The organism is Ancylobacter sp. GW821-FHT10E12 (assembly GCF_058809335.1).
Genome location: NZ_JBXASN010000003.1, coordinates 286,475 through 301,047, shown reverse-complemented (window position 1 = coordinate 301,047; position 14,573 = coordinate 286,475). Strand labels below are relative to the sequence as shown.

Genomic DNA, 14,573 nt, shown 5'->3' with positions numbered 1-14,573 from the left:
GATCGATGCAATCTGTGATTAGGAATTATACCCTAATGTCCGAGGCGTCCAGTACCGCTTGCAACGGAAGTCACGCGAGGTTACAGCCGCGGGGAGCGCCCCCTCGCGGGCGCGAGGCGGGAGCGCTCATGGCCGGCTTCATCTACAAGGTCTCTCCGCGTTCGCTGTGGGCGCGCGCCGAGGCGGAGAGCCGCTTCGACGGCGCTCCGGTGGATGTGGCGGATGGCTTCATCCACTTCTCCACCGCCGCGCAGGTGCGCGAGACCGCGGCGCGGCACTTCGCCGGCCAGGGCGACCTCGTGCTGGCGGCGGTCCGCGTCGAGGCGCTCGATCCGGCGCTGCTGCGCTGGGAGCCCTCGCGCGGCGGCGACCTGTTCCCGCATCTCCATGCGCCGCTGCCGCTCGCCGCCGTCGCCTTCGTCCGCGACTTGCCGCTCGGCCCCGACGGCGCGCACATGTTCGGAGAGCTCGAATGAGCGCGCTGCTCGACCTCGCCTTGCCGTTCGCCCGGCTGATCGACCCGGAGACGGCGCACGGCCTCGCCATCCGCGCGCTTTCCTGCCTGCCGGCCTCCCCGGCGCCGGCCGACGATCCGCGCCTCGCGGTCGCGGCCTTCGGTCTCGCCTTCCCCAACCCGGTGGGCCTTGCCGCCGGCTTCGACAAGGAGGCGGAGGTGCCGGACGCCATGCTGGGCGCCGGCTTCGGCTTCGTCGAGGTGGGCACGATCACTCCCCGGCCGCAGCCGGGCAATGCGCGGCCGCGCAATTTCCGCCTCGCCGAGGACCGTGCGGTGATCAACCGCTACGGCTTCAACAGCGGCGGCCATGGCCCGGCGAAGGCGCGGCTCGTCGCGCGGCGCGGGCGTCCCGGCATCGTCGGGGTGAATGTCGGGGCGAACAAGGAAGCCACCGACCGGGTCGCCGACTATGTCGACGGCGTCAGGGCTTTTGCCGGACTTGCTTCCTATTTCACCGCCAATGTCTCCTCGCCCAACACGCCGGGGCTGCGCGACCTGCAGGAGGAGCGGGCGCTCGACGACCTGCTCGCCCGCGTCATCGAGGCGCGCGACGGCGCCGCGCCGGGAGTACCGCTGCTCCTCAAGATCGCGCCGGATCTCGCGCTCGCGCATCTCGACGCGGTGGTGCAGGTGGCGCGCCGGCGCGGGGTCGACGGCCTCATCGTCTCCAACACCACGATCTCCCGCCCCTTGAGCCTGCGTTCGCCGCACCGGGGCGAGACCGGCGGCCTGTCCGGCCGGCCGCTATTCCCGCTGGCGACGCGGATGCTGGCCGAGACCTTCATGCGGGTGGAAGGGGCCTTCCCGCTGATCGGCGCCGGCGGCATCGACAGCCCCGAGGCGGCGCTCGCCAAGATCGAGGCCGGCGCGAGCCTGATCCAGCTCTATTCGGCGCTGGTCTATGAGGGGCTCGGCCTTGCCGGGCGGATCAAGGCCGGGCTGGCCGCGCATCTCGCCCGCGAGGGCCGCCCGCTCGCCGAACTGGTCGGGCGCAAGGCCGGGGCGCTGGTTGCCGGGCCGTTCCCGGCCTAGGACGCTGCCGGTTCCCGCTTCGCTCAAAATGCCCTAGGGGAATGTCCGCCGAGCCAGCGCCGGCATGCGCAGCGCCTGCAGCACGCCGCGGCCGGCCATGAAGGCGAGATAGGCGGCCCATAGCCCGGCATTGCCGTAGGGCCGGCCGATCCACCAGGCGGCGAAGAACAGCAGCACCGCGCCGAGCATCAGGTTGCGCATGTCGCGCGACCAGGTGGAGCCGGCATAGATGCCGTCATAGCCGAAGGCCGCCACCCCCAGCACCGGCGTCAGCGCGGCGAGCGGCAGATAGGTTCGCGCCGCCTCCCGCACCGCCTCGTTGGCGGTCAGCGCGTCGATCAGCGCGCCGCCTCCGGCCAGCAGCGCGAGCGTGGCCGGCACCGCGAAGCCGAAGCCCCAGCCCAGCACCATGGCGACGGCGCGGCGGAACCCGACCCGGTCGCGGGCGCCGACGCTCTGGCCGCAGATCTGCTCGGCGGCGGTCGAGAAGCCATCGAGGAAAAACGCCGTCACCATGATGATGTTGTAGAGCACGGCGTTGGCGGCCAGCGTCACGTCGTCGGCACGGGCGCCCTGGGCGGTGAAGAACAGCAGCACCAGCATCAACAGGCCGGTGCGGATCATGATGTCGGTATTGACGCCGATGGTCTCGACCAGCCGGGCGCGGTCGAACAGGGTGGCGAGCGGCACCCGCCAGCCGGTGCTCATCAGCCGGCGGGCGGCGAGAAGGCCGGCGACGGTGCCGACCGCCTCCGCCAGCACATTGGCGAGCGCCGCGCCGGCGATGCCATAGTCCCAGTGCAGCACCAGCAGCAGCGTCGCGGCGGCGTTGACGCCGGCGATCAGCACCTGCAGCCCGAGGCCGATATCGGTGCGGGCGATGCCGACCAGCCAGCCGAGCAGCGCGAAATTGCCGATGGCGAAGGGCGTCGAGAGCACGCGGATGGCGAAATAGGTCCCCGCCGCCGCCGAGACCGCCTCGCTGGTTCCCATCGCCTGGAAGGCGAAACGGGAGAGCGGCCACTGGACGAGGATGGCAAGCACGCCGATGGCGAGGCAGATGGCGAGCGCACGGGCCAGCGTCGCGCGCACCTCCAGCGCGTCGCCGCGCCCGAGCGCCTGCGCGGTCAGCCCCGCCGTGCCCATGCGCAGCGAGCCGAACACCCAGAACAGGAAATCGAACAGCAGCGCCCCCACCGCCACCGCGCCGAGCAGCACCGCGTCGCCGAGCCGGCCGATGGCCGCGGTGGCGACGAGCCCGAGCAGCGGCGTCGTCATCTGCGCCAGCGTGGCGGGCAGGGCGATGGCGAGAAAGCGCCGGTGGGTGACCTCGACGCGGCCGGCAGTGGCGGTGAGCTGCATGGTGGGCTACTGGCCGCGCTGGGCGATACGCATGATCAGCCAGAGCGGGATGACGATCACCGCGCCGAGCAGGAAATAGCGCCATAGTCTCTCGACCGTCTCGAAGCCGAAGCTGAACAGGTTGCGCGCCAGCCGCTCCAGGCTGGAGAGGATGTTCAACGGGTCGAGGCCGAGCGCGCTGAGAATGACGCCGATCACCACGGACAGGAGAACGAGGCGCACGAGCACCCATAGCGGCGAACCGCCCATCAGCCGCGAGAGCTGGTTGTCGGACATTGAATCGGCACTCCTCGACGCCCCTGGACTGTTCCCTAACACGCCGGGCGGCGCGGCGGGAGGCTCAGCCAGCCTGGCCGTCATCGGCAGCGTCGCCGGCCGCTTCGCCTTCCTGCCGCAGCAGCGCCTCCAGCGTCGCGATCGTATCGGCTTCGGCGGGCGGCTTGTCCCAGCGCAGCCTGGCGATGCGCGGAAAGCGCATGGCGACGCCGGATCTGTGGCGGGCCGAGCGCGCCAGTCCCTCGAACGCCACTTCCAGCACCAGCCCTTCCTCCCGCGTATGCACCACCTCCCGCACCGGGCCGAAGCGGTTCACCGTATTGCGGCGCACGAAGCGGTCGATCTCGACGAGCTCGGCGTCGGTGAAGCCGAAATAGGCCTTGCCGACCGGCACCAGCTCACCCCCGCCGGAATTTTCCCCGGTCCAGACGCCGAACGTGTAGTCGGAATAGAAGGAGGAGCGCTTGCCGTGGCCGCGCTGGGCATACATCAGCACCGCGTCGACGCTGTGCGGGTCGCGCTTCCATTTCCACCACGGCCCCTTCGGGCGGCCGGGCACATAGGCGCTGTCGGCGCGCTTGAGCATCACGCCTTCCACCGCCTCGGCGTCCACGCCGGCGCCATGGCCGGCCGGGTCGGCGCGGGCGGCCGCGAGTTCGTCCCATGTTGCGAAGGGGATGACCGGCGACAGGTCGAGGCGGCTGTCGCGAGGATGGGCGGCGACCAGGGTTTCCAGCCGGGCACGGCGGGCGTCGAAAGGCAGGTCGCGCAGGTCCTCGTCGCCCGCGACCAAAAGGTCGTAGGCGCGGACATGGGCGGGGAACTCGGCGATCAGCTTGCCCGACACCACCTTCCGGTTCAGCCGTTGCTGCAGCACGTTGAAGGACTGCACCCGCCCCTCGCGCAGGATCAGCAATTCGCCGTCGACCGCGCCCTCGAAGGCGAGCGCCTCGGCGAGGTCGGGGAAGGCGGCGGAAATGTCCTCGCCGGTGCGGCTGTAGAGGCGCGTCGCCGCCATGCCGTCGGCGGTACGGGCGCGCACCGCCTGGATGCGGATGCCGTCCCATTTCCACTCGGCGCGGAATTCCTGCGGCGACAGCGCCGCCATGTCCGCCTCCTCCAGCGGATGGGCCAGCATCACCGGCCGAAACGGCGTCGGGTCCCGCGTCTCCGGCCGCGCGCCGCGCCCCTCCGCCCAGGCGAACAGCTCCGCATAGGGCGGGGCGAGGCCCGGCCATACCAATTCGACATCGTCCGCCGACAAGTCGCCGAGGGACGCCACCGCCGTCTTGGCGAGGCGGGCCGAGACGCCGATGCGCAGCGAGCCGGTAATGAGCTTGAGCAGCGCCCAGCGCCCGGTCTCGTCCAGGCGGTCGAGCAGGTCGGCGAGCACGGCAGGCAGTTCGGTGCGGCCCATATGGGTGAGGGTGTGGACGACTTGGGTGAGGGGAACGTTGGATTCCGCGTGGCTTTGCCCCTCACCCCAGTCCTCACCCCCACGGGGAGAGGGAGCCGGTCCCGCCGCGAAAACCCTCTCCCCGTGGGGGTGAGGGCTGGGTGAGGGGGGTCTTGCCGGCGCCGGCCACATCAGCGCGACGGTCTCGGAGAGGTCGCCGACATAATCGTAGGAAAGCGCGAACAGCACCGGGTCGCTGCGCTCGGCGATGAGCTGGCGGATCAGGCCGGCCTTGGCATTGCGGAAGGACAGCTTGCCGGTGAGGGCGGCGAGCGCCCAGCCGCGATCCGGATCCGGCACATGGCGAAAATAATCGGCGATCAGCCGGATCTTGCCATTGCGGCGCGGCTCATAGGCGAGGCGGTCGATGAGGGCGGCGAAGCGGTTCACGCGCTCGCCTCCGGTGCATTCGTCTCCACGTTGCCCTCGGCCTCCTCCTCGCCGTAGCCGACGAGATGCAGCGGCCGCGCCTTCAGCCCGGCGAGGCCGGCCCAGTGTACCAGCGCGTCCTCCTGCCCGTGGGTGACCCACAGTTCCGAGCAGCCGGTGGCGAGGATGGCGGCCTGCAGGTCGTCCCAGTCGGCATGGTCGGAGATGACGAGAGGCAGCTCGACGCCGTGCTGGCGGGCGCGGGCGCGGATGCGCATCCAGCCGGAGGCGAAGGCGGTGACCGGATCGGCGAAGCGCCGCGACCACACCTCCGCCAGCACGCCCGGCGGGGCGATGACCACCGCGCCGGGCAATTCGGAAGGCGCCGCCTCGCGGGCGGGCTTGACCGGGCCGAGCGCGATGCCCTCGCTCTCGTAATAGGCGGTGAGCCTCTCCATCGCCCCGTGCAGCAATATCGGCCGGTCATGCCCGGCGGCGCGCAGCAGCGCGATCACCCGCTGCGCCTTGCCGAGCGCATAGGCGCCGACGATATGGGTGCGCTCCGGGAAAAGCGCGAGCGAATCCATCAGCTTGGCGATCTCGTCGGCGGGGGCGGGATGGCGGAACACCGGCAGCCCGAAGGTCGCCTCCGAGATGAACACGTCGCAGCCGATCGGCTCGAAGGGGACGCAGGTGGGATCGAGCCCCGGCTTGTAGTCGCCCGAGGCGACGATGCGGCAGCCGGCCTTCTCCACCCGGATCTGCGCCGAGCCGAGGATGTGCCCGGCCGGGAAGAAGGTGGCCTTCACGCCCGACACCTCGACCGTTTCGCCGTAGTCGATGGCCTGCGTGGTGCCGGCGAAGGCCTCGCCATAGCGGATCGCCATGATGTCGAGCGTCTGCCGGGTCGCCAGCACCGCGCCGTGGCCGGCGCGGGCATGGTCGGAATGGCCATGGGTGACGAGCGCCCGCGCCACCGGCCGCACCGGATCGATGAAGAAATCGCCGGCGGGCGAATAGAGCCCCTGCGGCGTCGAGCGGAGCAGGTCTTCCGGGCGCAGGGGTGGAGGGGACATGAGGTTTGGTGAACTCGCTTATCAAGGCGTCTCGCGCAGGATATAGGGCGTCGGCCCGCGATTTGCCGAGATGACCATGGCCGCCGCTCCGCTTTTCCTCTCCTCCGGCGACCCGACGCTCGACCGGCGCGTCGAGTGGGCCCGCGCCCTGCTGGCGGAGGGCAATGCCGCCGACGCCGCGGCCATGCTGGTCGAGGTGACGGAACGGGCGCCGGCCTTCCTGCCCGGCTGGTTCCTGCTCGGCGAGGTTCGCGAGGCCGCCGGCGACGCGGCGGGCGCCGCGCAGGCCTATGCCCATGCCCGCGAGCTCGACCCGGAAGACCGGCTCGGCGCCGGCGTCCGGCTTGCGCGGCTCGGGCATTCGGGCGCGCCGGGCATGAGCGCCGCCTATGTGCGCACGCTGTTCGACCAATATGCCGGGCGCTTCGACGCGGCGCTGGAGCGGCTCGACTATCGCGGGCCGGCGCTGATCCACGGTGCAGTGGCGGCCGCCTGCCGGCAACTCGGCCGGCCCTTCGCCTTTGCCCGCGCGCATGATCTCGGCTGCGGCACCGGCCTCGTCGCGGTGACGCTCGCCGACCATGTCGGCGAGATCGACGGGGTCGACCTGTCGCCCAACATGATCGCGCTGGCCCGCGTCCGTGGTCTGTATGGACGGCTGGTGGCCGGCGACATGGTCGACTATCTGCGCGATCTGCCAGCGGGCGGGGCCGACCTCGTCTTCGCCGGCGACGCCTTCTGCTATCTCGGTGACCTCGCCCCGGTGCTGGCCGGGAGCCGGCGGGTGCTGGAGGAGGGCGGCCTGCTCGCCTTCACCGTCGAAACCCATGACGGCGACGGCATCCTCCTGCGCGACACGCTGCGCTACGCCCATGCGCCGGCCTATATGCGCGACACATTGGCGGCGGCGGGGCTGAGCCTCATCGCCTGCGAGGCCGCCTCCACCCGCACCGAGAAGGGCGAGCCGGTGCCGGGGTTGGTGGTGACGGCGATGCGGGACGCCTGAGCTCCCGCGATCGGCCTGTGTCTCGGAGCGGCACAGTCCTTTGAGTCTGTTCTCGCCTTTGATCGTCTGTTCTCGTTTTGCCCTCGCAATTCTCGGCGGAGGCGTTAGCTTCTAGCCGTGCCGACCTTGGACCGACTTGCCACCATCGATCTTCCCGAGCCGTTCCGGCGCTGGTTCGCCGGCCGCGGCTGGGCGCCGCGCGCGCATCAGCTCGAACTGCTCGACCGCGCCCGGCAGGGACGCTCGGTGCTGCTCATCGCGCCCACCGGCGCCGGCAAGACCTTGGCCGGCTTCCTGCCGACGCTGGTGGAGTTGGCGGAACGTCCGCGCAAACGCAACAGCGTGCGCCCTCCCGGCCTGCACACGCTCTACATCTCGCCGCTGAAGGCGCTGGCCGTCGACGTGGCGCGCAATCTGGAGCGCCCGGCGGCGGAGATGGAGCTGCCGATCCGCATCGAGACCCGCACCGGCGATACGCCCGCGTCGCGCCGCCAGCGGCAGCGGCGCGACCCGCCGGACATCCTGCTCACCACGCCGGAGCAGATCGCGCTGCTGCTGGCCTCCGCCGACGCGCCGCACCTGTTCGGCGACCTCAAGCGCATCGTGCTCGACGAATTGCACGCGCTCGCCGGCTCCAAGCGCGGCGACCTGCTCTCGCTCGGCCTCGCCCGCATCCGCGCGCTGGCGCCGGAGGTGCAGACGGTCGGGTTGTCGGCCACCGTCGCCGATCCCGATACGCTGCGCCGCTGGCTGGTGCCGCAACAGGGCGAGGGCGAGATGGGCGACCTCGTCATCGCGCAGGCCGGCGCGGCGCCGGAGCTCGCCATGCTGGACAGCGCTGCGCATGTGCCCTGGGCGGGGCACACGGCGCGGCATTCGCTGAAGGAGATCTACGCGCTGATCGCCGCGAACACCACGACGCTGGTCTTCGTCAACACCCGCATGCAGGCGGAGCTGCTGTTCCAGGAACTGTGGCATATCAACGAGTTGAACTACCCGATCGCCCTGCATCACGGCTCGCTCGACGTCTCGCAGCGGCGCCGGGTCGAGGCGGCGATGGGGGAGGGCAGGCTCAAGGCGGTGGTGTGCACCTCCTCGCTCGACCTCGGCATCGACTGGGGGGCGGTCGACCTCGTGGTGAATGTCGGGGCGCCGAAGGGCTCCTCGCGGCTGATGCAGCGCATCGGCCGCGCCAATCACCGGCTCGACGAGCCCTCGCGCGCGGTGCTGGTGCCGGCCAACCGTTTCGAGGTGCTGGAATGCCGCGCGGCGATGGAGGCGGTGCGGGCCGGGGCGCAGGACGGGATGGTGGAGCGTTCCGGCGCGCTCGACGTGCTGGCCCAGCATGTGCTCGGCATGGCCTGCGCCGGGCCGTTCGAGGCCGATGCGCTCTATGACGAAATCCGCTCGGCCGAGTCCTATTCCGCCTTGCCGCGCAAGGACTTCGACGACGTCGTCGGGTTCGTGGCGACCGGTGGCTACGCCTTGCGCGCCTATGAGCGCTTCTCGCGCATCCGCCGGATGAAGGACGGCCGCTGGCGGGTGGCCAATCCGGCGGTGGCGCAGCAATATCGGCTGAACATCGGCACCATCGTCGAATCCACCATGCTGAAGGTGCGCCTCGCCGGGGCGAAGGCGCGCTATGGCGGACGCATCCTCGGCGAGGTGGAGGAATATTTCGTCGAGATGATGAGCCCCGGCGATACCTTTGTTTTCGCAGGCGAAATTCTCGAATACCGCGCCATCGTCGACGACGAGGTGCGGGTGGTGCGGTCGAATGCCCGGGAGCCGAAGGTGCCGTCCTATGCCGGCGGCAAGTTCCCGCTTTCCACCTTCCTCGCCGCTGGGGTGCGGGCGATGCTGGCCGACCCCTCGCGCTGGAATTCGCTGCCGGCGCAGGTGCGGGAATGGCTGGAAATCCAGCGCTGGCGCTCACGCCTGCCGGGGCGGGAGGACCTGCTCGTCGAGACGTTCCCGCGCGGCGGGCGGCATTATCTCGTCGCCTATCCCTTCGAGGGACGACTGGCGCACCAGACGCTCGGCATGCTGCTGACGAAGCGGCTGGAGCGGGCGCGGCTGCGGCCGCTCGGCTTCGTCGCCAATGACTATGCCCTTGCGATCTATTGCGTTTCCGACCTCTCGCTCGCCATCTCGCAGGGCCGGCTCGACCTTGGCGACCTGTTCGACGCCGACATGCTGGGCGACGATCTGGAGGACTGGCTGGCCGAGGCGGCGCTGATGAAGCGCACCTTCCGCCAATGCGCCGTCATCGCCGGGCTGATCGAGCGGCGCTTCCCCGGCAAGGAAAAGAACTCGCGGCAGGTGACGATGTCGACCGATCTCGTCTACGACGTGCTGCGCGCCCATGAGCCGGACCATGTGCTCTTGCGGGCGGCCCGGCAGGATGCGGCGACCGGATTGATGGATCTCCGCCGGCTCTCGGACATGTTGATGCGCATTCGCGGGCGAATCGATCATGTTGCGCTGGAGCGGGTGTCGCCGCTGGCGGTGCCGGTGATGCTGGAGATCGGCCGCGAGATGGTCGGCGGCGAGGCGGCGGAAGCGCTGCTTGCCGAGACCGAGGACGAACTGGTGAAGGAGGCGATGCGTGCCGACCGGTGAGTGCAGTGAGGTGTATGATGAGGCCGGTGAGGCCGATGCCACCGGCACGATCGCGCTCGCCGGCGTGTCGATGCGCCTCGACCCCATCGGCGGCCTCTACTGGCCGGCGGAGCGGATGCTGATCGTCGCCGACCTGCACCTGGAGAAGGGCTCCTCCTTCGCCCTGCGCGGCATCGCCCTGCCGCCCTACGACACCCGCGCGACGCTGGCCCGGCTCGCCGCGCTGGTGGCGCGCTGGCGGCCGCGGGTCGTCGTGGCGCTCGGCGACACCCTGCACGACCGGCGGGCGGGGACCCGGCTCGGGGATGTCGAGCGGGAGATGCTGGCCGGCATCGCGCGCGGGCGCGACATGGTCTGGGTCGCCGGCAACCACGACCCCGACGCGGTGCCGGAGCTCGGCGGCACCCATCTGCCGGAGCTCGCCCTCGGCGGGCTGGAACTGCGGCACGAGCCGCATCCCTCGCCTCGGCGCGGCGCGATGCCGGGGGAGATCGCCGGCCATCTGCATCCGGTGGCGCGGATCGTGCGGCGCGGGCGCTCGGTGCGGCGGCGCTGCTTCGCCACCGATGGCGCGCGGCTGGTGATGCCGGCGCTCGGCGCCTATGCGGGCGGGCTGAATGTGCGTGACCGCGCGCTCGCCTCGCTGTTCGCCGCCCCGTTCGAGGCGCATCTGATCGGCGGGGAGCGCACCTACCGCATCGCCCACCATGCCTGCGTGCCGGACCGCTGAGCCTCGGCCGGCCGGTTTAGCCACGCGCCGCGGCTTTCAGGTGCGTGACGCGGCTTTCAGGTGCGTGACGCGGTCTTGCGGGGCGGCGTCGAGGGGTTCTGCTCCCAATCGCCGGCGCCGGAGCCGCTATTGGCCTTGGCGTCGACAATGGCCGGCGTCCATTGCTGCAGCGCCTTGCGGGCGGCGGCGAGGCTGCCGGTGTCGAGCTTGGCGGCGACCTCGTCGCGCTTGATGCCGGCTTCCTGGTCGCCGCGGGCGGCGGCGAGCGAGAACCACTGCCAGGCCTGGCGCAGGTCGATGGCGACGCCGAAGCCGCGCGAGTAGAGCACGCCGAGATTGTACTGGCTGTCGCGCACCCCATAGGCGGCGGCCTTCTGGAACCACAGCACCGCCTCGGCATAATCCGGCGCCCCGGCAACGCCATTGGCGAGCAGCACGCCGAGATTGTGCATGGCGCGCACATTGCCGCCATTGGCGGCGGTCTCGTAGAGCCCGCGGGCACGGGCGAGGTCGCGCGGCACGCCGTCGGCGCCCTTCTCATAGATGGCGCCGAGGCGATAGGCGGCGGGCACCGAACCATGCGCGGCGGCGACGTCGAACCATTCGGCGGCGCGGGCGGGGCTCTGCGCCACGCCGGTGCCTTCCATGTAGCGATGGGCGATCTCATAGGCCGCCGCCGGGTCGCCGGACAGCGCCGCCGAGCGCAGGCCCTGGCTGCCGATGCCGCTCGGCAGATCGCCGGGCAGCGCGTTCGGCCCGCCGAGGCTGGAGGAGCCGGGCAGCGGCGCGGGTTGAGGGGCGGCGTCGGGCGGCGCGTCAGGGGTCGATTGCGGCGCGGCTTGGAGCGGCGCCGGCTGCGGCATTGACGGGGCCACGGGCACCGAGCCGGTGATGTCGTCCGGGTTCGGCTCGGCCGGCAGCGAGCGGGCCGTGGACGTGGCGGCGGGCATGCCGGCGCGCAGCCTGCCGTCCTTCATGCCGCTCAGCAGGTGCCAGGAGGCGAAGGCGAGCGCCGAGCCGCAGATGCCGACCAGCAGCATCGCCCGGATGCGCGCCAGCCAGCGGGTGGAGCGGGCGCGGCTCGACCGGCCCTCGCTCATGCGGCCGCCCGCTGCGGCGGCGATGGTCGGGACGCCGGAATGGCCGCCATGCAGGCCGCCATGCGCGGCGCGGCGGGCCTGGGCGATGAAATCGATGCGCGCCGGGCCGGCGGCCTCCGCCTCCGGGCGGATGTCCTCCGCGCGGACCGCCGTCTCGTCGGCGGGGCGTTCGGCCGGCGGCCTGCCGGCCTGCGGCACGCGGAAGCTCAGCGCATCGCCGAGCGCGCCGGCAATAGGCGGGGCGTCGGCATCGGCGACCGGATTGTCGACCACATGCGGATCGTGGCGGACCGGGTCCAGCCGGATTCGCGGCGCGGCTGGACGGGGCGACGGTGGGGCGGCGACCGGAGCCGGCGCGACAGGCGCGGAAGCCGCCGGCTGCTCGGCGGCCGGTCGTGCCTCGGCCGCCTGCCACCCGGCCGGCTTCGTCTCGGCATGCGCCGGCCCGCCGGCGTCGCGCGCGGCTTCCGGCCCGGCCAGCGCCGCCGGAACGTCGTCGCGGCGCGGGGGACGCGGATCGGACGGCGTGCGCGGCGGCGGCACGCTGACCAGGCTGGCGCGGGTCTCCTCCATCTGGATGAACAGGTCGTCCAGCGCCCGCTCGATGCCGGCGAGGCGGTTCGGCGGCTGATGCTGTGCCTCCAGCCGGTCGGCGAGGGCGGCGATCTGCCGGCTGAGCGCCTCGAAGGCGGCATTGTCGGGCACCGGGACCGGGGCCGGCGGCGTCGCGGGTGCCGGGGCGGGCCGCTCGATGCGCTCCAGCCGCTCGCCGAGGCCGCGCAGCATCTGCTCGACGCCCGAGGGCGCCTCGCGGCGGGCGGCGCTGATATTCTCCTGGATGTGGTCGAGGCGGCGATAGACCTCGTCGAGTTTCACCTCGGCCGGCCGCGCCGCCTGCGCCTCGATGCGGGCGACCAGCATGCCGAGCCGGTCGTCGACGGCGGCGAGCATGGAGCGCAGCGCGCTTTCGTCGGCGCCGGCATTGCGGCTGACCTTGCCGACCAGCAGCGTCACCTGCTCGACCAGCTGGCGCACCGAATCGTTCGACAGGGCGCGGCCGATGAGGTCGCGGATCTCGCCGGCCTGCGCCTGCAGCCGGGCGATGGCGGCGCCGTCCACCTGCTTGGCGGCGACGAGGTCGAGCTTGCGGGACAGCGCCTCGATGCGGCCGAGCACCACCGACTGGTGCTCGGGCAGCCGCAGCGCGCCGATCATGTCGCGCAGCGCCGCGAGGGTGGTGCACAGTTCGGCATCGCTGACGCCGGCCTTCTCCACCCGCTCGGCGAGGCGGGCGACGGTGCGCTGCAATTCGTCCACCGCCTGGCGCGGGGCGAGCTCGCCGAGCGACAGGCGCATCTGCGCGAGCTCGGCGCGCAGCGCCTTGAGGCCGGCGGCGGCCTCCGCCACCGCCGGATCCGGGCGGGCCGGGGTCGGTAGAGGGGCGGGCTGGACAGGGGAGGGCTGGACGTGGGCGGGCTGGACAGGAGAGGGCTGGACATGGGCGGGCGGCTGGATGTCGGCCGGCGCGGCTTTCGGCGCCACGGGTCGCGGCTCGGCGCGGCGGAATTCGGTGTGGCGGGCATCGGCGCGGCGGGTGTCGGCGCGGGTATCGGCGACGGGCTTCTCGCCGGAGGTCCGGGCCGGCACGGCGACTTCCAGCTCGCGCTGGCGGGCGGCGATCTCGGCGACGGCGGTCTCGATGCTGGCCGGGCTCGGCGCCGGGGCCGGGCGACGATCCTGCAACCGATGCTCGGGCGAGGCGGCTGCCCTACGCTGGGCCAGCGCCTCGGCCGAGCGCACGATCTCGCTCATCCGCTGCTCGAAGCTGTCGCCGGCCCGCGAGGCGACGCTGCGGGCGCGGGTGCCCGAATCGGCGGCGAAGGCGTCGAGCTGCGCCCGGATGTCGTCGAGCGCGGCGTCGACCCGCGCGGCGGAAGGCGAGGCGGCGAGCGGCGTGGCCAGGGAGCTGGTCGAATGGGCGGCCGGCGGCGGGGCGATAGGCTCGGGCTCGGGCGTGGCGAGCCGCTCCACCGCGCCGGTGAGTTCCTGGATGCGACGGCGCAGATCGGCGATGTCGCCGCTGGCCTCCGGCCGCGCCGGCCCGCCGCCGAGATGGCCGAGCAGGCGCTGCTGCAGCCATTGGTCGAGCGGAAGCCCGGCGCGCTGCGCCGCTTCGTTCATCGCGGTCCAGGCGGCGGCGTTGATCTGCCCGGCCTGTGTGGGGGCGCCTTGCCTCACCATCTTCTCCGTCGCGTCAGGCGTCGGCGGGATGGAAGAATCACCCGTCACGGCGCTGGAGGCTGCTGGCGCCGACTGTTTCGTTTCTTGGTAAATGTCGCGTTAATGGCGACCGCGCGTTCCGCATGCGGATACCGCCGTCGGAAGGTGCCCGCGGGCTTTACCTGCCGGGAAGCGGAGGAACGGCGCGAGAAGGTATCATCGTATTTCGTGATATTTAATGGACACTTGAGCGAACATTTAACAGTAAGTTTCCCTAAGGGAGGGTGCTACTTTCTCCCCTTACGGCAGGTGGGTCGGTACAAATTCGGGCAACGCTGTTGACGCGTCCCGTCACTGACCCAGGAGACCCGCGATGGATTTCACTTCCTACGAGCAGGACCGTGCCGTCGAGACCGCCTTGTCGAGCTCGAGCGATGCGCTCTACTTCACCATCGGCGACCTTGCCCGCGAGTTCGACGTGACGCTGCGCGCGCTGCGTTTCTATGAGGACAAGGGCCTGCTCTCGCCGCGCCGCGAGGGACTGACCCGCCTCTACACCCCGGCCGACCGTTCGCGGCTCGCCATCATCCTGAAGGGCAAGAAGCTCGGCTTCACCCTCGCCGAGATCAAGGCGATGGTGGCGCTGCGCGAAGGCACCGCCGCCATGGGCGGCCTGGCGCTGACCCGCGAGAAATGCGTCGAGCAGCTCGGCCTGCTGGAGCAGCAGAAGGCGGAGATCGAGGACGCCATCGGCGAGCTCAAGCAGATGATCGCCGCCTATCCGGTGCGCAACGCCGCCTGAGCGGC

The 14,573-nt window shown here is 71.8% G+C and carries 11 protein-coding genes; 6 read left to right on the top strand and 5 right to left on the bottom strand.

The window, feature by feature from the left end:
* Positions 1-128 precede the first annotated feature (128 nt).
* Together AC1RU4_RS05570 and AC1RU4_RS05565 are read left to right on the top strand one after the other, a co-directional pair.
* Positions 129-476, top strand: coding sequence for a DUF952 domain-containing protein (locus AC1RU4_RS05570; RefSeq protein WP_492890029.1), 348 nt, complete (start codon positions 129-131; stop codon positions 474-476).
* Complete coding sequence (locus AC1RU4_RS05565; protein ID WP_492890028.1) at positions 473-1,549, top strand: quinone-dependent dihydroorotate dehydrogenase; 1,077 nt, start codon at positions 473-475, stop codon at positions 1,547-1,549. The genes AC1RU4_RS05570 and AC1RU4_RS05565 overlap by 4 nt, the downstream gene beginning before the upstream one ends.
* 33 nt (positions 1,550-1,582) lie before the next feature.
* Here the strand turns inward: AC1RU4_RS05565 and AC1RU4_RS05560 are convergent, their stop codons facing one another.
* The 4 genes from AC1RU4_RS05560 to AC1RU4_RS05545 form a co-directional block, all read right to left on the bottom strand.
* Positions 1,583-2,911 (bottom strand): MATE family efflux transporter, encoded by a 1,329-nt coding sequence (locus AC1RU4_RS05560; protein WP_492890027.1) that lies wholly within the window; start codon positions 2,909-2,911, stop codon positions 1,583-1,585.
* Positions 2,912-2,917: 6 nt separating this feature from the next.
* A complete protein-coding gene (locus AC1RU4_RS05555; protein ID WP_492890026.1) occupies positions 2,918-3,187 on the bottom strand; it encodes a DUF6460 domain-containing protein in 270 nt (89 codons plus the stop codon).
* Between the two features lie 64 nt (positions 3,188-3,251).
* Positions 3,252-5,033, bottom strand: a complete 1,782-nt coding sequence (locus tag AC1RU4_RS05550; RefSeq protein WP_492890025.1) for a cisplatin damage response ATP-dependent DNA ligase — start codon at positions 5,031-5,033, stop codon at positions 3,252-3,254.
* The gene (locus AC1RU4_RS05545; RefSeq protein ID WP_492890127.1) at positions 5,030-6,073 is read right to left on the bottom strand and encodes a ligase-associated DNA damage response exonuclease; all 1,044 of its coding nucleotides are present in this window, start codon (positions 6,071-6,073) and stop codon (positions 5,030-5,032) included. The genes AC1RU4_RS05550 and AC1RU4_RS05545 overlap by 4 nt, the downstream gene beginning before the upstream one ends.
* Before the next feature lie 91 nt (positions 6,074-6,164).
* Here AC1RU4_RS05545 and AC1RU4_RS05540 point away from each other — a divergent pair, with 91 nt between their 5' ends.
* The 3 genes from AC1RU4_RS05540 to pdeM all read left to right on the top strand — a co-directional run bounded on the left by AC1RU4_RS05540 (position 6,165) and on the right by pdeM (position 10,446).
* Entirely contained in the window at positions 6,165-7,094 is a 930-nt protein-coding gene (locus AC1RU4_RS05540; protein WP_492890024.1) for a class I SAM-dependent DNA methyltransferase, read from the top strand.
* 117 nt (positions 7,095-7,211) lie between these two features.
* A complete protein-coding gene (locus tag AC1RU4_RS05535) occupies positions 7,212-9,716 on the top strand; it encodes a ligase-associated DNA damage response DEXH box helicase (protein WP_492890023.1) in 2,505 nt (834 codons plus the stop codon).
* Between the two features lie 10 nt (positions 9,717-9,726).
* Entirely contained in the window at positions 9,727-10,446 is a 720-nt protein-coding gene (gene pdeM, locus AC1RU4_RS05530; RefSeq protein ID WP_492890126.1) for a ligase-associated DNA damage response endonuclease PdeM, read from the top strand.
* Positions 10,447-10,502: 56 nt separating this feature from the next.
* On the opposite strand, the gene AC1RU4_RS05525 is transcribed toward pdeM, so the two are convergent.
* Positions 10,503-13,784 carry a hypothetical protein gene (locus AC1RU4_RS05525; RefSeq protein ID WP_492890022.1) on the bottom strand — a complete coding sequence of 1,094 codons (3,282 nt, stop codon included), beginning with the start codon at positions 13,782-13,784 and terminating at the stop codon, positions 10,503-10,505.
* 355 nt (positions 13,785-14,139) lie between these two features.
* Between AC1RU4_RS05525 and AC1RU4_RS05520 the strand changes: the two genes are divergently transcribed.
* Positions 14,140-14,568, top strand: a complete 429-nt coding sequence (locus AC1RU4_RS05520) for a MerR family transcriptional regulator (RefSeq protein WP_492890021.1) — start codon at positions 14,140-14,142, stop codon at positions 14,566-14,568.
* Positions 14,569-14,573 lie beyond the last annotated feature (5 nt).